Origin of the sequence: Anaerocolumna chitinilytica (genome assembly GCF_014218355.1) — a bacterium.
GTDB classification, from domain to species: Bacteria; Bacillota; Clostridia; order Lachnospirales; family Lachnospiraceae; genus Anaerocolumna; species Anaerocolumna chitinilytica.
Genome location: NZ_AP023368.1, coordinates 2,195,122 through 2,214,786 on the forward strand (window position 1 = coordinate 2,195,122; position 19,665 = coordinate 2,214,786).

At 37.9% G+C, this 19,665-nt stretch carries 17 protein-coding genes and 1 other annotated feature; of the genes, 12 read left to right on the forward strand and 5 right to left on the reverse strand.

From position 1 onward, the window contains the following. Positions 1–3 precede the first annotated feature (3 nt). The 5 genes from bsdcttw_RS09505 (at position 4) to clpP (ending at position 2,990) form a co-directional block, all read left to right on the forward strand. Positions 4–246, forward strand: coding sequence for a ribonuclease HII (locus bsdcttw_RS09505; protein WP_185259137.1), 243 nt, complete (start codon positions 4–6; stop codon positions 244–246). Between the two features lie 322 nt (positions 247–568). Beyond that, entirely contained in the window at positions 569–1,345 is a 777-nt protein-coding gene (ygiD, locus tag bsdcttw_RS09510) for a 4,5-DOPA-extradiol-dioxygenase (RefSeq protein ID WP_330602417.1), read from the forward strand. 144 nt (positions 1,346–1,489) lie between these two features. Continuing rightward, complete coding sequence (locus bsdcttw_RS09515; protein ID WP_185259138.1) at positions 1,490–1,849, forward strand: hypothetical protein; 360 nt, start codon at positions 1,490–1,492, stop codon at positions 1,847–1,849. Positions 1,850–2,010: 161 nt separating this feature from the next. Beyond that, positions 2,011–2,403, forward strand: a complete 393-nt coding sequence (locus bsdcttw_RS09520; RefSeq protein WP_185259139.1) for a helix-turn-helix domain-containing protein — start codon at positions 2,011–2,013, stop codon at positions 2,401–2,403. After that, positions 2,400–2,990 carry an ATP-dependent Clp endopeptidase proteolytic subunit ClpP gene (gene clpP, locus bsdcttw_RS09525; RefSeq protein ID WP_185259140.1) on the forward strand — a complete coding sequence of 197 codons (591 nt, stop codon included), beginning with the start codon at positions 2,400–2,402 and terminating at the stop codon, positions 2,988–2,990. Before bsdcttw_RS09520 ends, clpP begins: the two co-directional genes overlap by 4 nt. 170 nt (positions 2,991–3,160) lie before the next feature. Here clpP and bsdcttw_RS09530 read toward each other — a convergent pair whose 3' ends face one another. After that, a complete protein-coding gene (locus bsdcttw_RS09530; protein WP_185259141.1) occupies positions 3,161–4,288 on the reverse strand; it encodes a DMT family transporter in 1,128 nt (375 codons plus the stop codon). A 448-nt stretch (positions 4,289–4,736) separates the two neighbouring features. On the opposite strand from bsdcttw_RS09530, the gene bsdcttw_RS09535 reads away from it, so the two are divergent. The 3 genes from bsdcttw_RS09535 (at position 4,737) to bsdcttw_RS09545 (ending at position 8,099) form a co-directional block, all read left to right on the forward strand. Then, a complete protein-coding gene (locus bsdcttw_RS09535) occupies positions 4,737–5,627 on the forward strand; it encodes a LysR family transcriptional regulator (protein ID WP_185259142.1) in 891 nt (296 codons plus the stop codon). Between the two features lie 88 nt (positions 5,628–5,715). Beyond that, positions 5,716–6,258, forward strand: coding sequence for a phosphodiesterase (gene yfcE / locus bsdcttw_RS09540; RefSeq protein ID WP_185259143.1), 543 nt, complete (start codon positions 5,716–5,718; stop codon positions 6,256–6,258). 521 nt (positions 6,259–6,779) lie between these two features. Next, a complete protein-coding gene (locus bsdcttw_RS09545; RefSeq protein WP_185259144.1) occupies positions 6,780–8,099 on the forward strand; it encodes an aspartate kinase in 1,320 nt (439 codons plus the stop codon). 380 nt (positions 8,100–8,479) lie between these two features. Here the strand turns inward: bsdcttw_RS09545 and bsdcttw_RS09550 are convergent, their stop codons facing one another. The 3 genes from bsdcttw_RS09550 to bsdcttw_RS09560 form a co-directional block, all read right to left on the reverse strand. Continuing rightward, positions 8,480–9,418 (reverse strand): DMT family transporter, encoded by a 939-nt coding sequence (locus tag bsdcttw_RS09550; RefSeq protein ID WP_185259145.1) that lies wholly within the window; start codon positions 9,416–9,418, stop codon positions 8,480–8,482. 107 nt (positions 9,419–9,525) lie between these two features. Continuing rightward, positions 9,526–10,803 carry a serine--tRNA ligase gene (gene serS, locus bsdcttw_RS09555; protein ID WP_185259146.1) on the reverse strand — a complete coding sequence of 426 codons (1,278 nt, stop codon included), beginning with the start codon at positions 10,801–10,803 and terminating at the stop codon, positions 9,526–9,528. A gap of 85 nt (positions 10,804–10,888) precedes the next feature. Next, positions 10,889–11,111 (reverse strand) — a binding site (T-box leader). 177 nt (positions 11,112–11,288) lie between these two features. Continuing rightward, complete coding sequence (locus bsdcttw_RS09560) at positions 11,289–11,942, reverse strand: hypothetical protein (protein WP_185259147.1); 654 nt, start codon at positions 11,940–11,942, stop codon at positions 11,289–11,291. Between the two features lie 930 nt (positions 11,943–12,872). On the opposite strand from bsdcttw_RS09560, the gene bsdcttw_RS09565 reads away from it, so the two are divergent. From bsdcttw_RS09565 to bsdcttw_RS09575, 3 genes are all read left to right on the forward strand, one after another. Continuing rightward, the gene (locus bsdcttw_RS09565) at positions 12,873–13,619 is read left to right on the forward strand and encodes a helix-turn-helix domain-containing protein (RefSeq protein WP_185259148.1); all 747 of its coding nucleotides are present in this window, start codon (positions 12,873–12,875) and stop codon (positions 13,617–13,619) included. A 79-nt stretch (positions 13,620–13,698) separates the two neighbouring features. Next, positions 13,699–15,354, forward strand: a complete 1,656-nt coding sequence (locus bsdcttw_RS09570; RefSeq protein ID WP_185259149.1) for an ABC transporter ATP-binding protein — start codon at positions 13,699–13,701, stop codon at positions 15,352–15,354. 95 nt (positions 15,355–15,449) lie between these two features. Beyond that, complete coding sequence (locus bsdcttw_RS09575) at positions 15,450–17,078, forward strand: ABC transporter ATP-binding protein (RefSeq protein ID WP_185259150.1); 1,629 nt, start codon at positions 15,450–15,452, stop codon at positions 17,076–17,078. Positions 17,079–17,146: 68 nt separating this feature from the next. On the opposite strand, the gene bsdcttw_RS09580 is transcribed toward bsdcttw_RS09575, so the two are convergent. After that, a complete protein-coding gene (locus bsdcttw_RS09580; protein ID WP_185259151.1) occupies positions 17,147–17,758 on the reverse strand; it encodes a DUF6774 domain-containing protein in 612 nt (203 codons plus the stop codon). 483 nt (positions 17,759–18,241) lie between these two features. Here bsdcttw_RS09580 and hflX point away from each other — a divergent pair, with 483 nt between their 5' ends. Beyond that, on the forward strand, positions 18,242–19,525 hold the full coding sequence (gene hflX / locus bsdcttw_RS09585) for a GTPase HflX (RefSeq protein ID WP_185259152.1): 1,284 nt from the start codon (positions 18,242–18,244) through the stop codon (positions 19,523–19,525). The last annotated feature ends 140 nt before the right edge of the window (positions 19,526–19,665 follow it).

Sequence of the window (19,665 nt, forward strand, 5' to 3'; positions counted from 1 at the left end):
GAAATGATAAAGTTAAATATCTTAAGAAATATGAATGGCTTTCTTCAAAAGGTAAATGAATGTGACGGACGGGTTAACCTATTACACCCGGACGGAAGAAAAGAAAACATCAACAAGCAATATGAGATACAAAGTGACTTGCTACAAAAATACAGGGATAACAAGAATTGTCTCAAACTCTCATTGGATATCACCAATCCGAAAGACTACATGAGAATAATCTTTTATACAATAGAGAACTGCTGAGATTTACAGCATGAAAAAGCATATGTAATTGCTGTATCACACAACAAAAGTGCATATATTGATATTGATAGGAGTCCGATTAGGGACTCCTATTTTTTTTAGACGAATTTATTATACGGTTTGTTTTTCTTAGGTATTTCATTTTACTTCCGGAAGTTTTATAATAAGTTTAATCATGATAGGAACTAGATGAAAGCCAAACCATATCAAAAGAATTACAGGTGAAGTAATACTCTTAATTTGGGAAATTAAGATATAAGAAAGTTAAAGAAATAATAGAATCAGGGACTTTAATGACTATTAAACTTAGGGAGGTCACAGAATGGATATGAAAGAAATAATGCCGGTTTTATTTGTAGGTCATGGCTCACCAATGAATGCAATTGAAGACAACCGTTTTACAAAAGGATGGGAAAGAATTGCTCTTAAAATCCCTAGGCCAAAAGCGATACTGTCTGTGTCTGCACATTGGTACACACCGGATACGGGTGTATTTACAGAAGCAAAGCCCAGACAGATCTATGATATGTATGGATTCCCCAAAGAATTATATGAACTAAAATACGATGCCAACGGCTCTGTAGAATATGCTAGAGAAGTAATGGAGTTATTAAAGGGTGAAGCTGTTTCGGATAACAGATGGGGAATGGATCACGGTACCTGGGCTGTGCTATGCAAGATGTATCCCAAGGCAGATATCCCGGTATTTCAGTTAAGCATTAACAGTACGAAGAACGCTCTCTATCACTATGAATTAGGCAAGAAACTTGCTTCTTTAAGAGAAAAAGGGGTATTGATAATGGGGAGTGGAAATGTAGTTCATCATCTGGGAAAGGTTAACTGGGAGATGGAAGAAGAGGGATATCCCTTTGCAGCCGAATTCGATACCTATATTAAGGAAGGAATCATAAACGGGGATATTGACAGTGTGTTGAATTATCAGAAATCCAAAGCTTCCAGAGAAGCATTTCCTACGCCGGAACATTTCTATCCACTGCTTTATGTTCTGGGGGCAGCGGGAGAGAAGTTTCAAACAGAAATATTCAATGAAGCCTATGTATTGGGCTCACTGTCCATGACAAGCTATTTGCTTCGTTAGTGTACAGAATACGGTTTTTTTGCGTAATTGAAACCAATGCAGGTAATTGGTAAACAAAGAACTAAAATTGAAGAATTAGGAAACTCATAAAGTAATACCCTATTTTATCCGATACAGTTATCAGAAAACAAATAGGGTGGAAAAATGATTGTAGATATTGAAATAAAAATAGCAGATGACAACGGAATTACCTTAAAGCATTATGTTAAAAGATTGGATGACATTACCGATGGAACGATACGGCTGGAGGATATAACAGGAACCGGCAGCACATTTAAGGAGCTGTTGGATAAATACTTAACCCATAGCGGAAGAAAGGTGAGAGATAAGCTGCTGCCCTCGGCAAAGATATGCGCCGAAAAACATAGGAATACAGCCGCTTTAATTAAACTTGAGAATAGAGGGAAGGAACTAATCCATCAAACACTTTCTCAGGTAGTCAGTAAGTACGAAGCTAATTTTCAAACCTTAGAGGAAGAGAATCTTCAAGGAAAAAGTTCCTGATATAGTGTTAACATGAATTGCGGTATCTGTTTGAAGCAGTATCGCAATTTCTATTAAAACAACATCTAAATTAATTGATATAATAGCGGTATAAGAAATTTACTTATAAACCTCTGCTTTAAAAAATATTATCCAAAAGTAGTGAAATGAGGTGAAATATCATGGAGAAAGAAAATTCCCTAAAGAAAATTAAGAACTATATAGACAGCAATCTGCAGGAAAATCTGGATCTGGATAAACTTGCCAAGGAAGCCGGTTACTCAAAGTATCATCTGGAACGGCTTTTTACGAAGCATTATGGCTGTACATTAACAAAGTATATCAGGGAAGAAAGATTAAAAAGAGCGGCGATTCAGCTTGCCTTTACGAATGCTTCTATTCTGGAGATAGCCCTAGGAGCCTGTTATGAATCTCAGCAGGCATTTACATTGGCATTCAAAAGATTATATCAAACAGCTCCCGGCAGTTACCGTAATAACATCAAGCAGGCTTTAAACCGTGTAAGCTTTACTATGAGCTTAAGTAAGACCTATGAAAGGAGGATGGCAGCATGAGTCTGGTTCCTTATGTAATAGAGCAGTCTTCAAGAGGAGAGAGAAGTTATGATATCTACTCCAGGCTGTTAAAGGATAGAATTATATTCCTGAACGAGGAGGTTACAGATGTTTCTGCAAGCATTATTGTAGCGCAGCTGTTATTCCTGGAGGCAGAAGATCCCAATAAGGATATCTACCTTTACATCAACAGTCCCGGAGGTTCTGTATCAGCGGGATTTGCTATTTATGATACTATGAAATTTATCAAATGTGATGTATCTACTATATGTGTCGGTTTGGCTGCCAGTATGGGTGCCTTTTTGTTAGCTGGCGGAACCAAAGGAAAGCGTTACGCCCTTCCCAATGCAGAGATTATGATTCATCAGCCCTCCGGCGGAGGCAATGGTACGGCAAGTGATATTCGGATTATAAGTGAGAAGATCCAGAGAACAAAACGCCGCCTCAATGAAATCCTTTCTGAAAACACCGGTAAAAGCCTGGAAGTGATAGAAAGGGATACCGAAAGAGACAACTATATGACCGCAGCACAAAGCGTGGAATACGGTTTGATTGACGGTATTATGGAAAGAAAACCTGCGAATTAATAGATAAAGGCTGTTGTAAAGGTATGCTTTGTGGAACAAGGTTTACATTTTACAACAGTCATTATTTTATTTGGGTTATCTACTTAAAGGCTGTCTTCGTGAGGTTAAGTAAGCGAAGAATTCCTTGATTTATGATTATATATAAGAATATCACAGCCTGGTGTATTACATTAATGTTTGTTATTATGGCTGTGAATGTTATTATGGCTGTGAATGTTATTATGGCTGTGATTGTGATTATGGCTATGAGTATGATTGTGAGTATGATGCAGGTCAGGCGTATGACTATGAGAATGGCTTAGGGAAACATGGGTATGTATATGGCTGTGTTCTCCGGTCACTGACTCTTGGTGGTTATGATAATGATGTCCGTCATTGTGGCTGTGCCTGTGTTCATGTGTTAGAGAATCATGTATATGCAGATGCCTGTGTCTCTCACTGGAAGCCAGATAAGCGCCTGCCAGAAAGAGAAGAAGAGAGATAAAAAAGCCAAAGGACAGCTGTCCATGAAAAATCAGGAAGGATAGCAGCACCCCAAGAAAAGGAGCAACAGCATATAATGCTCCCGTTCTTGCAGCTCCCAATTCTCTCTGTGCCAGTACATAAAAAAAGATACTAAGGCCATAAGAAATAAAACCAAGAACAAAGGCTGCCAGTATAAAAGAAATACGCAGGGTAATATGTTCGGTAACGATGCTTATAAGCAAGGCACCAATTCCGGAACCGCAGCCTTTTAGGATGACAATTTCCATGGGACTCTTAAGGGAGAGCATTCGGGTGCAGTTATTTTCAAAACCCCAGCAAACACTTGCTGCTAATACAAGAAGAGAGCCGGAGGAGAAGTCAAGGCTTCTGATATCATTCATACTAAGTATCAGACAACCGGCAGTAATAAGAAAGAGAGCCTTCCAGAGCCTGCTGCCAATGGTTTCCTTAAAGATGAAACCTGCAATAAGGGCAGTTGTCACAATTTCAAAGTTACCTAAAAGGGAGGTATTGGCAGCACTGGTTTTTGTCAAGCCGAGCATTAATAATATGGGAGCTGCAATATCCAGGAATATCATCCCAAAGATATAGGGCAGCTCTTTTTTTGTTAGTCTGGCCTCCTGACGTCGGTGAGATGTGCTGGCAATCAGATGAAGCAGGATCATACCAAAGCCTGCTCCCAGGTATAATAAAGCTGCCAGGAAGGTAGGCGGAAGGTCATTTAAGAGCAGCTTCGAAAAGGGAGCATTTAAACTGAATAAAAAGGCTGCTAATATGGCATATACATAGGAAGAATGTGCGGTGGGTTTCATGTTGACCTCATTTCTAGTACAATTTGTTTATTCCATCTAAGTACCCTCATAGTGAAAACAGATAATACAAGAAGCACTAAAATAGTAAACTAACCGGTAAAAAAGTAAGGATATCCCCCCAGGGGGGATATCCTTACTTTATCATAATGGAGGAAGAATAGCAATAAAGGAAAAATAATTGTTTTTTTTCATGAGTATGCTATAATTCTCTATGTGTTATTTTCAAGATGCTATAAATGTAATTATTGAAAAATGGACGGAAAAAGAGCCTCCGCGAAAACTGGTGTAAGTAATCAGATTACTTGAAATCCGGAAGCTCTAAAAGGTTTAGGTGATTTGAATTTTTACAATTACAAGTATAATATACTTTTATTCATATAGCCAATTTATTGTTTAAATGGGACAGATAAATAAAAGTTATGACCTATAAGAGACAGGAGGAGTTCAGGTGGAACTGCATTATCTAAAAATATTTCATACCATAGCAAAATACTTGAGCTTTAAAAAGGCTTCTGAGGTTCTTTGTGTCAGTCAGCCAGCTCTCTCCATTCAGATAAAGAAGCTTGAGAGCGGAACCGGGCTGAAGCTATTTAATAAAATAGGAAACAGAATTGTATTAAGTGAAGACGGTGAGATGCTCTACCGCTATACCCAAAAGATATTTGCTGTTGTGGAGGAACTGGAGAACCACATTCAAAATCTTGGGAATGAGATAGCCGGAACGATAAATTTAGGTGCAAGCAATACGCCGGGAGTATATATTCTCCCGAAAGTCATTGGTGAAATGAAGAAGAGATACCCCAAGGTTTCTGTCAATCTTCATGTGGCGGATACTTCGGAAATTGCCAACCTGATCGAAAATGGAACCCTTGATGTGGCGGTAAACGGTGGCAACGGTAATTACAACAATAATATCTATGCCCAAAAATTGTTTCAGGATAGGTTGGTGATAGTAGCTTCACCGGACAACCCTCTTGCAGCAAAGAATTCCATTGAGATTCAGGAATTATCCGATATAACCTTTGTGGTCCATAGCATAACCTCGCAGCTTTATACTTATTATAAGAAGTTTATAGAGGAATATGGGCTGACGGAAAATATCGGTATGCACTTTGGAAGTATTGATGCTATTAAGTATGCTATTTATGCAGATCTTGGAGTATCCATCCTCCCCTTTTATGCTGTGAAATCAGAGATTGAAAAAGGAATGCTTACAGAACTGCATGTTGACTGTGACAAGTTAGAATATCCATATAGTCTGATCTATAACAAAAACAAACATTTGTCGGTAACAACCGGTAAATTTATTGAGATAATAAAAGAAGTTATTTTAAATTAATTGCGTTTATCTTTTGTTCAAATGAATAAAAGATTAATTCACAGCTTTAAGAAAAAGAAGCTGCTGTTATATAAGAAAGGAGCCGGATATGAAATTAATGATTGCATCGGATATACATGGATCTGCCTATTACTGTGATAAAATGCTGGAAGCATATAAGAGAGAGGGAGCAGATAAGCTGCTTTTATTGGGGGATATTCTGTATCATGGACCAAGGAATGATTTGCCTAAGGGCTATGAACCGAAAAAAGTTATTGAGCTTCTAAATAACTTAAAGGATGAACTTCTCTGTGTTCGGGGTAATTGTGATACAGAAGTTGATCAAATGGTATTAAATTTCCCTGTTCTGGCAGAATACTGCATCCTTTATTTGAATAACCGCCTGGTATTTGCTACCCACGGCCACCATTTTAATCCGGATAATAAGCCCTCCATTAAGAAAGGAGATATCCTTTTAAATGGACATACCCATATTCCGGCATGGGAGGAGAGGGAGGATTTTATCTATGTCAACCCAGGTTCTGTATCCATACCGAAGGAAAATAGTCCGCATAGTTATATCCTTTGGGAGGAGGAAGTGTATTTTAAGAATCTGGAAGGTGAAATTTATAAAAAAGTTTCTCTTTCATAGTACACCCTAAAAGGCTGAGATTAGTACTGCTATGGTGTTTTCAGGTAAATTATTGTGTGAATATATATTCAATTGATTATGAGTTTCATGCATACTATGGATAATTAAGGAAACCTGGAGCTGGGAATTTAATGGTATCTGAGCAGATTCTAATAGAAATCATTATTATTATACAGATATAATCTCTGTATAAATACTTTATTTATTCATTGCAAACAAGCTGGATATGTGGTATTATAAAAAGCAAAAATTTATTGAACTACAAAGGGGTATTATTTCCCGGCAGATTGTTGCATATAGCATACATCGTGCTGTTATTTTTACGTATATTTGTTCTTACCCGCGGCAAATATTTGCTTAAAGGCACAGACTACAGATATTGTGGAAGTTATAAAAGCAATTTCCACTTTTAATTTCAGTTACGCGCTATTTCCTGGCAGTCTTAAGAATGCCTGTGATAGATATGGTGCGCCTCTTGAAAGTTAGAAAGCTAGAATATTTTAATTACGGTGGAGGAAGATATGATTAAAGTAGTTAAATTCGGCGGGAGTTCCTTAGCAAACGCAGAACAATTCAAAAAGGTGGGGGCCATTATTCGTTCTGAAGAAGCGAGAAGGTATGTAGTTCCTTCAGCGCCCGGTAAACGTGATTCCAAGGATACGAAAGTAACAGATATGCTTTACCATTGCTACGATATGGCAGTGGCAGAAGAGGATACAACAAAAGCCCTGGATGATATAAAAAAGCGTTATATGGAGATTATAGAAGGTCTTAACCTTTCAATGTCTCTTGATAAGGAATTTGAGCAGATAGCTGTTGACTTTAAAGCAAAAAAAGGTTCCGATTATGCTGCTTCCAGAGGAGAATATCTAAACGGTCTCATCATGGCAGAGTATTTAGGGTTTGAATTTATAGATGCAAAGGATGTTATATTTTTTGATAATAACGGTGTGTTTGATGCTGATAAAACAGATGCCGTGTTGATTGAAAGACTGAAAAGTACGGAAAGGGCAGTTATACCTGGATTTTATGGAGCTCTGGAAAATGGAGATATTAAGACATTTTCCCGCGGCGGTTCCGATATTACAGGCTCTATCGTAGCAAAAGCTGTACAAGCTGACATATATGAGAACTGGACGGATGTGTCCGGCTTCCTGGTTGGAGACCCCAGAATCATTAAGGACCCGGAAGTAATATCAACTATTACTTACAAGGAACTTCGTGAGTTATCCTACATGGGAGCTGGTGTTTTGCATGAAGATGCTATTTTCCCGGTAAGAAAAGAAGGCATTCCTATTAATATCCGAAATACCAATGCACCGGAAGACCCGGGAACTATGATTGTAAAGAATACCTGCTTAAAGCCTGAATATACCATTACCGGTATTGCTGGAAAGAAAGGCTTTGTAGCAATTAATATAGAAAAAGATATGATGAACTCGGAGATTGGTTTTGGGAGAAAAGTACTTCGTGTATTCGAAGAAAATGGAATATCCTTTGAACATATGCCTTCCGGAATTGATACTTTGACAGTTTTTGTTCACCAGGACGAGTTTGTTGAAAAAGAGCAGAGTGTATTAGCAGGTTTAGACCATGCTGCCAACCCGGATTCTGTTGATTTGGAAAGCGATTTGGCTCTTATTGCTGTCGTTGGGAGAGGTATGCGTCAGACCAGAGGAACAGCGGGAAGAATCTTCTCAGCCCTTGCCCATGCTAATGTAAATGTTAAAATGATAGACCAAGGCTCCAGTGAACTCAACATTATTATTGGGGTAAGTAATAAGGATTTTGAAGTAGCTATCAACGCTATTTATAATATTTTCGTATTAGCGAAGTTATAAGACCTTCCCCTATTTATAAAGGAAGTATTAACGGTTAGACAAGATAAATCTAAACAGATAAAAATGATTCTGTGCGGTTGATTTGACTGCCAGAATAACAGATATAATTTAAGAAGTGCTGATTTCCGGATGGAATATACCGGAGGTCAGCACTTCTTGTTATGTCGCTGAAAGTTATGATGTCTGATCGTTCAGCAGACATCAAAGTTTTGGGATGTCTGACAGTTTAGCAGACAGCATAGTTTTGGGATATCTGACAGTTCGACAAACAGCATAGTTTTGGGGTATCTGACAAATCAGTAGATATCATAGTTTTGGGATATCTGACAGTTCAGCAGATATCATAGTTTTGGGATGTCTGACAGTTTAGCAGACAGATATCACTGTTTATGGATATCAATTGATTTAACTGCGGAAGTTGTCTTTTTGGAAAAAGGATTTTCTGATATTACAAGACCGGCTATGGTTAGTATAGTACCCAAAGCACCTATTAAGGTCATCCTTTCATGAAGGAATAAGGCGGAGGTTAGGATTGCAATTACCGGGATGATATATATGTAAAGGCTTGTCTTAACGGCTCCCAGCACTTTTGTAGCCCAGTTCCAGATTACATAGCACAGTGCGGAAGCTCCGAGACTCAAATATAACAGATTCCCCAAATGTACCGGTTTTATAATCTCCTTATAATCATAGGAGGGGTGAAAGAAGGGGATTAACGGCAGCATGGTAATAAGTCCGTACAGGAAGATTTTACGGGTTGCCAGCATCATGTTGTATCCTAAATCACTGATCTTCTTTGTGAAAATGGAGTATATACCCCATACGAAGGCAGCAGCCAGGGCAAGTAAATCACCCATTGGGTTCAAAGAAAGAACAGTACTTCCATTGTAACTGATAAGACATATCCCCGCTATGGCTGCTAAAAAGCCAAGAAAAAAAGAGGGACGGAATCGTTCATTCTTTAATAGAAAGTGTGCCATCAGTGCGGTAAAGAAGGGTGCAGTGGAAACAATGACACCTACATTGGAGGCATAGGTCAAAGTTAATGCGTTATTCTCCATAAGAAAATAGAACGTAACGCCGGATAAACCAGCTCCTAAGAACAGCAGCTCATGGGATATTTTTTGACCTGGTATCTTTTCAATTTTGCCTGGTTTGATGCACCATAGAGCGATATATCCGATAAGGAAGCGCAGGATTAATATTTCAAAAGGGGAAAAAGCTTTTAATAATACCTTGGTTGATATAAATGTAGTACCCCAAAATATTACGCTGAATAAGGCCGCAATATGGCCCTTTATTGTATGTGTTGATGACATAAAGACTCCTTTAAAGAGTGGAAATGATAGCTGATTAGGAAAAGGAATTCAAATATTACAAAAACAGGGCTGTTTCAGTTTTCTATGTGAAACAGCCCTGTAAAAGTTTATTTGATAACCGTCTTACCGCCCATATACGGCTGCAATGCTTTCGGGATATTAACAGATCCGTCAGCGTTTAAGTTGTTTTCCAGGAATGCAATTAACATTCTCGGAGGAGCAACTACCGTATTATTCAGGGTATGTGCAAAGTACTTGCCGTCTTTGCCTACAACACGGATTTTTAAACGGCGGGCCTGTGCATCACCAAGGTTGGAACAGCTGCCTACTTCAAAGTATTTCTTCTGTCTGGGAGACCAGGCTTCCACATCAATAGACTTAACCTTCAGGTCTGCGAGATCACCGGAGCAGCACTCCAGGGTTCTTACAGGAATATCAAGGGAGCGGAAAAGATCAACGGTATTCTGCCATAACACATCGAACCACTTAGGGCTGTCCTCCGGATTACATACTACAATCATTTCCTGTTTCTCGAACTGGTGAATACGGTATACGCCGCGTTCCTCCAGACCGTGAGCACCTTTTTCTTTACGGAAACAAGGTGAGTAGCTGGTTAAGGTCTGAGGAAGAGTTTCTTCCGGAAGAATAGTATCAATGAACTTACCGATCATTGAATGCTCGCTGGTACCGATAAGGTATAAATCTTCCCCTTCAATCTTGTACATCATGGCATCCATTTCTGCAAAGCTCATAACACCTGTGACAACGTCGCTTCTAATCATATAGGGAGGAATACAATAAGTAAATCCTCTGTCAATCATAAAATCTCTGGCATAGGAGATAACAGCAGAGTGAAGTCTTGCGATATCACCCATGAGATAATAAAAGCCGTTACCAGCAACCTTTCTTGCGCTATCTAAATCGATTCCATTGAATTTCTCCATGATTTCTGAATGGTAAGGAATTTCAAAATCCGGAACCACCGGTTCACCATAGCGTTTTACTTCAACATTTTCACTGTCATCCTTGCCGATAGGAACACTGGGATCAATTATATTGGGAATAGTCATCATGATTTTCTTAATACGTTCTTCCAGCTCGGCTTCTTTTGCTTCCAGTTCGGCCAGTCTTTCAGATTCTGCGTTTACTTTTGCTTTCATTTCTTCGGCTTCTTCTTTTTTGCCTTGAGCCATGAGACCGCCGATTTGCTTGGATATCTTATTTCTTTCAGATCTTAGAGCATCAGCCTCCTGCTTTGTGGCTCTGGACTGGGCATCCAGTTCAATAACCTCATCCACCAGGCCAAGCTTGTTGTCCTGGAACTTGTTCTTGATATTCTGTTTTACAATATCAGGATTTTCTCTGACCAATTTAATGTCTAACATCATTTCCTCCATTCAGCCGCTGCTGGCGGCATATAATTTAGTCTAAAAATGGGCAAAAATAAAAATCCTATCATCCCCACACAATACATGGGACGAAAGGATTCCGCGTTGCCACCCAAATTGCCGTAAGCACTTAACTTTACGGCCTCTCAACATGGCAGGATAGAGGCTGCCGCCCTTTCGGCTTCATAAAAACTTCTATTCACCGACAGCTCCAAAAGTGGAAAGACTTGAGCTTTCACCGGTTTACACCAACCACCGGCTCTCTTTGGAAACCTCATAATCGTAGCTTTTATCAATGCTGTTTATTGATATATTTGTATTTATTATACACAAATGTGAGGAAAATACAAGCGGTTTTTTGAATTCCATTGAGCAAACAGTTTAAAACTATAGTTTATAACTTGAATTTGTTATAAAGTTCGAAGAGAAAGTATTAAATAAAAACGGATGAGCAATTTACTTGATAAAAAATGCTTAAATGTCTAAAAAAGTTCTTTAACTTGGCATTGATCTGATTCTCTCTTAATTTTGCTATATAAAAAATTATAGTCACTTAAGTAAAATTTATCACATCCAATTTTTTTATCAGATCTAAAAATTTCATAACAAACAGTTCCTTCAGATAAGCCGTGGTTTATGCATCTTAATTCATGTAATGTTGTTATATCTTGGTAGTAAAACTTCCTATATCCAACAAAGTAAAATTGATCAAAAAATATTATACAAAAGTCAAAACAATACACACGAATGCAAGCTAAGACTATTATATCAAATATCATCCACATTCTTAGTGTACTAAACGGCATCCAGTTCAATACTTCACTTATTGTGACATATAAAGTAATTAAGAATAAAATGAGCACTATATAAATGCTATATGTCCCCTCAAACTCACATATTTTTTTGGTAGTATAACTTATAATTTTACCTTTATTTATCAAACGCTTAATTTTTAATGCACTAAACATAAAAAGAATATTTAAACCTAAAACATAGGTTGATATTAAATAAATTTTTGAATCACTGGATTTACCACAAAATATAAAAAGCATCAAAAATATGATTATGAATGTCCATTCGTAGTACCTATATTTTTTATAGTAGTTTTTCGTTATATTATTAAATACTGTATTCAATTTCATATTCTCCTAATAATATACTATTTGGATGAAGGAACCATTGGGAAACCAGTCTGGAAAGAAATCGTCCATCCAAACAGGTTTTAAGACAGTAAGTTATTCGAATTAAATAATACAGAGATTCTTTTAGGTCAAAATTTTACAAAATCGCCCTAATTCATGATATTATCTTGTATTATTTAAAAAAACTATTTATAATCAAATGATAATAGAAAAAATGGCTATGAAACTTTTGGTGATATTTACATAATGGTTTCTGCCAAAACTTATAATTATAGAAAGAGTTATTTATAATGAAAACAAAACTTTGAGGTGTGATACAGTTAAATTATTTACCTCTTAATTAAACAATACATCCTTAGTGAAAACAATGCATCAGTGGTGTTTGGTAAAAAAACGTGGTATTTGGTAATAGTGGACGTGCTTTGTTAGTTTTTTATTATTTTTATAGTGTAAGAATAAGATAGCTCAAACGTTGCATTTATTTAAGTGCGACGCTTGAGCTAATTAATAATTTAACAATCAAGATAGATTAGATTACTTTGATGAATTTGATTAATAATTCTGATAAGTTTCAGTTCTATGGTAGCAATAATTGACTGTTTTTTTGTTTGTACTTTTTTATAGTCAATTATTACTCTGATGTGGTATTTTTTAAAACAATGCTTTGAAAGCCTTAATATTACTGGGTTTTGATGACTCAAGCAGCAGTTGAGTTATTTTTTTATGCAACTCAATTACCGCTTTATTCCTATTTCCAGCCATTTCGATATAATGAGATTGTAACCGATAAGCAACCTGCCTGACAGCATAGAAACTAGAAATACTCTAGTCGGATACATTGGCAGTATTTTAGAACTTGTGAACCTGTAAATTTAGGGACTGCGGTATGTATGAAACTGCAGTAAATCGAAAGGAGATTATATTATGTTTAGTACATTAGAAGTTGGAAGAAAAATTGCAGAATTTCGTAAACAAAAGAATATGACACAGATGGAGTTAGCAGATGCCTTAGGAATAAGTTATCAGGCAGTCAGTAATTGGGAGAGAGGGAATTCTATGCCGGATATCTCCAAGCTATCCGAACTAGTATCGGTACTGGATTGCACCATTGATGAACTTCTTGGTAATAAGAAGGAAAGCGATTTGTTCCAAAATATTATTAAAGGAAAAGAAAAGGAATATGTGAAAGAACAAAAGATATCCATTGAAGATGTGGCCTCTGCCGGTCCGGCTCTTAAGCCAAGTCAGACAGAGAGTTTATTGGAAACAATTATCACAGAAAATGCTGATAAGGTGTCCTTAAAGGATCTGGTAAAAGTTGCACCTTTTGTTAGCGAAGAATACTTAATGCAATGGATTGATAATCTGGATATTCTACTGGATTTAAATGGTGTAACAGCATTGGCGCCTTTCTTATCAGAAGATTCTCTTGATCGTATTGTCGAGAAGATTGAAACAATCGGGGATTTATCACATGTGGTTGGGCTGGCACCTTTTTTATCCGATAAGACCATTAATAATTTAGTAGATATGGCTTTAGCCAAAGGACATATCGGAGATTGTGTTGGTTTATATCCTTTTCTTGAAAGTGACACCGCAAGAAAATTGGCTGACCAACTGATGAAGGAAGGCAATATGAAGGAATTTATAAAACTTGCTCCATTTTTATAAGAGGAGTCATTTACACCCATACAAAAGCATTGAAGGTGATGCTGCTTGTATGGGTGGTATATAAGGGAGAACGGCAGTTATGAAAGAATTATTGTTAAAGCGTAAGAGTAAATTTATCCAGTACTTATTTGCGACCTTCCTGTTTATCGGGGACCATTTTGCTCAGATGGGGATATTCGTGCTGTTACTTAGGGCTATCGAAAAGGGAGATGTGAAGCATTTTGGTATTGTAGCAGGTATAACGATCCTGTTTATTATATATGCACCACTGAATTTTGTGATATCCAGATTGCTACGTATCCGCTATATGAGGGATACCATACTGGATGTCAGGAAGCAGGCCTTTGATAAGATTATACATATGTCCTTTAAACGATTTTCAGCCAAGTCTAAGGAAATCTATATTTCGAATCTGATTAATGATATCAATACCTTTGAAAATAAATTCTTTATCAGTCTGCTGAATTACCTGATTAATATGGGAATGTTCCTGCTGTCTATCTTAATCCTTGTATTTCTGGACTATAAATTAGCCATTGCTATGGCTATTCAGGCGGTACTATTAACAGCTCTGGCTAATGTATTTGCCGGAAAGGCTACTGCTCTGGAGCAGGAGCTCTCAGAAAGCAATGAGAACTTTACAATGGACATGGCGAATACCTTTAATGGTATGGAAATCTTAAAACTTAACCATATCGAAGAGAAATTTAAAGAGAAGAGTATGGATGCAGTTACAAGAGCGGAAAATAAAAAGTTTGCCGCTGCCTTCTTTACAGATATGCAAAGGCACGTTATCCGAATAATATCCTTTGTTTCTTCTGTAGCAGTTATGATTTATCTGGCTTATAGCTTCATAAACGGTTTAAGCCTGAGTATGGGCGGCTTTTTATTTCAGCTCTGTTCCTCCAGCGGCAATTATCTGATTAGTGCCTTTCCGATGAAAAATCAAATGAAGGCCTCTATGACTATCTACAAAAAGATAGCAGAGCCGGAGGAAGGTGTGGAAGAAGCGGATAAGGGCAACGAGGAATTTCACTTTCACAACAAGATTAATTTTAATCATGTAAGCTTTTCTTATGATAAAAGGGAGATATTTAAAGATGCTTCCTTTACCATAGAAAAGGGAAAAAAGTATCTAATAAAAGGTACCAGCGGTGCCGGTAAATCCACTCTTATGAGCCTTCTTGCAAAAACCACGGAGGATTATACCGGTGAGATAACAGCGGATGGCATCGATTACAGGCATATAAACGAAAAGTCCTTCCATGGACAGGTTGCATTTGTCTATCAGGATGTATTTCTCTTTGAGGATACAATCCGCAATAACATCGCATTATATCAGGATATCCCGGAGGATAAGATAGAATTTGCCGTTAAAGTCTGCGGACTTGAAAGTATCTGCAAAGAAAGGGAAGCAGGACTGGAGGCCATGCTTTCAGAAAACGGAAAGAATCTCTCAGGAGGACAAAGGCAGAGAATATCCATTGCCAGAGCGATTGCTAAGGATGCGGAGATTCTCTTTGTAGATGAAGGAACCTCCAGCTTAAATGAAGAATTGGGAAGAGAAATAGAAAAAGTATTTTTAGAGTTGGACAATACGGTGATTGCAATCAGCCACCGTTATTATGAGGAGGTCACAGATAAATATGATTATGTCTTGGAAATTAAGAACGGAAGAATACATCAGTTCAGTGCACAGGAGTATTTTCATGAGGTATTGATGTGGAGAGCATAGAAAAATATATTATCCCCATGTGAAAAAACACAGATATTATATATTTCGAGCCTGCTATTTCGATTGACAGGCTCCCAGAAAGGCGTGGCTACGATATGTTAAAAAAATTAATGAAAGCGTTTCCCTACCTCCTGTTGTCGTTAATGGTATCTTTTCTGTTAGCAGGGCTGGATGCGGTGGTTACAAAAAAAATGCTTGGTATATTGGATTTTGCTCTTAAAGGAAATATCCAGGAAGTAAAATCCCAGACGCCGTCTCTCCTTGCTGGCGCAGTATTACTTGTACCTTTGGGGATAGCAGAAGCAATCACCGGCAACTTCTATCGGAAAAGGGTTAATCTAAATATAAAGAATTATTACATCGATAAGGTATTTGGTAAAAATATCCGGGAATTTCAGAAAGAAAATAACGGCAGATACCTTTCGGCAATGACCAATGATTTTAACACCCTGGAAACAAACCTTATTATGGGAATCTATATGGTTGGAAGAGCAGCAATTAACTTCCTTGCCGGTATGTGGCTGCTCTCGACGGTGGATTACCGTATGATTCTCTTTGCTATATTGATTATTGCGGTGAATCTTACCATCTCCTTCCTTACTTCCAAACCTATGAAGAAGAACTATAAGGAGCGAAGTGATTTATTTGATGGTTATACCTCATACATTAAAGAAGTCCTTTCAGCCTTTCATATCGTTAAGAATTACAATCTTCAGGAGAAGGTTACCCAGGATTATTACCAGAAGAGTGAAGAAATACAGCACAAAGGTTTTATTATAGATCGCATGATGTCCTTTGTTAATGCCTCTCAGAACTTCTTCATGAATGGAAGCTTCTACGGAATTCTCTGCGGGATTGGCTATCTGGCAGTCATCGGTAAAATAACAGCAGGTGGTTTGATTGTAATTATGGAAGGTATTAACCGCATGACCTTTCCCATCTTTGATCTGGCGGAGAATCTGCCAAAGCTTTTTACCGCAGGTGATCTGATTCAGAAAATAGAAGAGTCCTTGCAGAATGCAGATAGTTATGAGGAAACTGTAGAATTAAAAGAATTTGAGAGCGGAATCGAGTTTAAACAGGTGGGATTTCATTATGAAGACGATGAAAAGCAGATATTAAACAACATAAATCTCACACTTAAGAAGAATGGCAAGTATCTGGTAGTTGGACCAAGCGGCGGCGGAAAGTCTACCTTCTTAAGACTGCTTCGTAAATATGTCAATCCAACAGAAGGAAAAATTCTGATTGACGGATATAATATGATGGATGTGAAAAAAGAAGATTATTTTGGACTAATTGCAAATATTGAACAGCAGGTCTTCTTATTTGAGGATACTGTCCGTAATAATATTACGCTTTATAAGGAATACAGCGATGAAGAAATAATGAAAGCAATTAAAGATGCCGGTCTATCAGACTTCGTAAACAGACTGCCGGAGGGACTTGATTCAATTATATACGAAAACGGAAAGAATATCTCCGGTGGTGAGAGAAGCCGTATCGTTATAGCCAGAGCACTGCTTAGTAAAGCCAGAATTCTCTTTATGGATGAAGCCTTTGCCTCCCTGGACATGGAGAGGGCCAAAGAAATTGAAAAGACCATACTTGGTCTGAAAGACATTACCGTAATTAATGTAAGCCATGTCATTTTTCAGGATACAAAAAGCTCTTATGATAAGGTTATAACTATAAAGGGTACTAGCGATATTATGGTAGCTTAAGGATAAGTATAGTTATGGAGCTAAGGCGAAAGATATTATGTAATAATTGACGCTAGTATTATGAAGTCTCATTCGGAACAGTTATAAGGTGTTTTACCGGAGCTATTATTATTGTTATCGTTATTATTATCGTTGGAAGTATTATCTGAATCCGTATCCGAATCTTTTTCGGAAGTATTATCCGAACTCTTATCGGAGCATGGGTTGGAGTGTTTATCAGAACTCTTATCGGAGCATGGTTTGGAGCTCTTATCGGAACTTTTATCGGAGCATGGGTTAGAGCTCGTATCAGAACTCTTATTGGAGCATGGGTTAGAGCTCGTATCAGAACTCTTATCAGAACATGGGTTGGAGCTCTTATCGGAATCTGTATCAGAATTATTCTTGTTATCATTATTGGAATCGTTAGAAGTTCCCTTATTTGAATTATTATCAGAATCATCAGAGGAGTCCTCATTCGTATCACCGCAGGAGGAGTCCTCTTCTTGTTCCTCTGAGTTATTCGCGGATAAGGCAGCTTCTCTTACCTGAATGGTAGCAAGGGTATCCCCAAGCTGAGCAAAAACGACGGCAAAAAGTTCCACCTCTTCTTCGGAGTAACAATTAGCAATATTGCAGGCAATTGCCGTAACAAGAGTAACAAGTTCACAGGAAGACAATCTACAGCGCCTTTTATTCATAATCATACTTTTCCTTAATAAGATGAAGGACTATGTATTCCGGATAGGCTTCATCTCTATGTGCTTTCTTATTAATGTATATGCAAGAGATTTCATATTTTTCTTGTATTTTACATTATACTTTGTTATAATACCTGTAGTTAACCTAAGGAGGTACTTAACAAATGTGGATTAGATTACGTTTATTTTCTTTATGCTGCTAATTTCATAGTGCTTAAAGCTCTGTCTGTCAGAGAGTAAACGGGATTAATCTGCCTTTTTTTAATAAATCACTTATCGGATAAGATACTGTGTACAAGGAATAAATCACAGTTAGCTTGTCAGCTGTAATGCAAGGTATTGCAATAGAATTGTAATAGAACCACGCAAACAGCAGGTGTCAGCAGGGAAGGAGAATCGTGCCTTCTTTTTTTGTGCGTAAAATTCGTACTCTCGTAATTACACCTCTCTAAACAGGCAGCTGCTTAGAAATGGAGACCATATATGATGGAAAGAGAAAGAGTCCTCCTTGCGGGAGGAAGAAGAAAAGGGGATGAAGAATTTAATTCATCCATGGAAGAATTAAAAGAACTTGCATTTGCCTGTGATATGGAAGTTGTGGGAGAGATAACCCAGAACCTCGAGAAAATCCATATAGATTTGTATTTTGGAAAGGGAAAGACGGAAGAGTTAAAGGAGAGTCTGGAAGTATTACAGGCAGACCTTGTTATATTCAACGAAGAACTTTCACCCTCTCAAACAAGGAATCTTGAAAGATTCTTAGCATGCAGAGTGATAGACCGTTCGGTGCTTATTATGGATATCTTTGCGAGACGTGCAAAAACAAAAGAAGCACAAATGCAGGTGGAAATGGCAAGGCTAAAGTATATGCTGCCAAGACTATCCGGTCTTACCGGCAGCTTAAGCAGACAGGGCGGCGGCTCCGGGCTACACAATAAGGGAGCAGGAGAGACAAAGCTGGAGCTTGACAGAAGAAGAATCGAAGAGAGAATAGCAAGACTTGAGAGAGACTTAAATGAGCTGGTAGGCAGACGACAGAGCCAGAGACAGAAGAGAGAAAAGAATGAGATTCCTTTGGCAGCCTTAGTAGGTTATACCAATGCAGGAAAGTCAACAGTTATGAACTCTGTCCTGGGGCTGCATAAGATTGCAGAAGATAAGCTGGTGCTTGAGAAAGATATGTTATTCGCAACTCTTGAAACATCCGTCAGAAAGATTACCACCAAGGAGAACAGGACTTTCCTGTTAACAGATACGGTAGGTTTTATCAGCAGACTGCCTCATCATCTGATAAAGGCTTTTCGTTCAACTTTGGAGGAAGTTCTGATGGCTGACCTTCTGATTCAGGTGATAGATATTTCGGATAAGGAATATAAGAAGCAGATGGTTGTTACAGAGAGCACTTTAGAGGAGTTAGGTGCCAGCGATATTCCCGTAGTCTATGCATTTAATAAGACAGATAAGCTCACAGCAGAAGAACTTGAGAGTATCAAAGAGGAAAATGGTGAACTTGACTGTATCTATCTGTCTGCTAAGAAGCAAGAAGACATTCAAAAGCTTGTTAATTATGTCACAGAAGATTTGTTTGAAGGGGAGGTCAGCCTACAGCTAAGTCTTCCTTATAAAGACAGTAAATGGGTGGCATTCTTGCAGGAGAACGGGACGGTGACCGCTCTTGATTACGGAGAAGAAGCAATAAAGCTGACTGCTGTTTGCAGCAATAGCTTATATGAGAAACATTTTAAGAATTCCGGCTTTTGTCTATAGACGAATTCTGGGAGACTCTGTCATGGTTGGAAGGTAAAAAAAGATTGACAAACTATCCTGTATCAAGTATCATTTATATATTGTAGTAAGGGAGTAGTTAGCCGATTGTGTGTAATAGAGCCAACATACTGATAGAATTT

What these genes read in the sequence shown, in the direction of transcription:
- bsdcttw_RS09505 (WP_185259137.1), top strand. Translation starts at nt 4, where the DNA reads ATGATAAAGTTAAATATCTTAAGAAATATGAATGGCTTTCTTCAAAAG.
- ygiD (WP_330602417.1), top strand. Translation starts at nt 569, where the DNA reads ATGGATATGAAAGAAATAATGCCGGTTTTATTTGTAGGTCATGGCTCA.
- bsdcttw_RS09515 (WP_185259138.1), top strand. Translation starts at nt 1,490, where the DNA reads ATGATTGTAGATATTGAAATAAAAATAGCAGATGACAACGGAATTACC.
- bsdcttw_RS09520 (WP_185259139.1), top strand. Translation starts at nt 2,011, where the DNA reads ATGGAGAAAGAAAATTCCCTAAAGAAAATTAAGAACTATATAGACAGC.
- clpP (WP_185259140.1), top strand. Translation starts at nt 2,400, where the DNA reads ATGAGTCTGGTTCCTTATGTAATAGAGCAGTCTTCAAGAGGAGAGAGA.
- bsdcttw_RS09530 (WP_185259141.1), bottom strand. Translation starts at nt 4,288, where the DNA reads ATGAAACCCACCGCACATTCTTCCTATGTATATGCCATATTAGCAGCC.
- yfcE (WP_185259143.1), top strand. Translation starts at nt 5,716, where the DNA reads ATGAAATTAATGATTGCATCGGATATACATGGATCTGCCTATTACTGT.
- bsdcttw_RS09545 (WP_185259144.1), top strand. Translation starts at nt 6,780, where the DNA reads ATGATTAAAGTAGTTAAATTCGGCGGGAGTTCCTTAGCAAACGCAGAA.
- bsdcttw_RS09550 (WP_185259145.1), bottom strand. Translation starts at nt 9,418, where the DNA reads ATGTCATCAACACATACAATAAAGGGCCATATTGCGGCCTTATTCAGC.
- serS (WP_185259146.1), bottom strand. Translation starts at nt 10,803, where the DNA reads ATGTTAGACATTAAATTGGTCAGAGAAAATCCTGATATTGTAAAACAG.
- bsdcttw_RS09565 (WP_185259148.1), top strand. Translation starts at nt 12,873, where the DNA reads ATGTTTAGTACATTAGAAGTTGGAAGAAAAATTGCAGAATTTCGTAAA.
- bsdcttw_RS09570 (WP_185259149.1), top strand. Translation starts at nt 13,699, where the DNA reads ATGAAAGAATTATTGTTAAAGCGTAAGAGTAAATTTATCCAGTACTTA.
- bsdcttw_RS09575 (WP_185259150.1), top strand. Translation starts at nt 15,450, where the DNA reads ATGTTAAAAAAATTAATGAAAGCGTTTCCCTACCTCCTGTTGTCGTTA.
- bsdcttw_RS09580 (WP_185259151.1), bottom strand. Translation starts at nt 17,758, where the DNA reads ATGAATAAAAGGCGCTGTAGATTGTCTTCCTGTGAACTTGTTACTCTT.
- hflX (WP_185259152.1), top strand. Translation starts at nt 18,242, where the DNA reads ATGATGGAAAGAGAAAGAGTCCTCCTTGCGGGAGGAAGAAGAAAAGGG.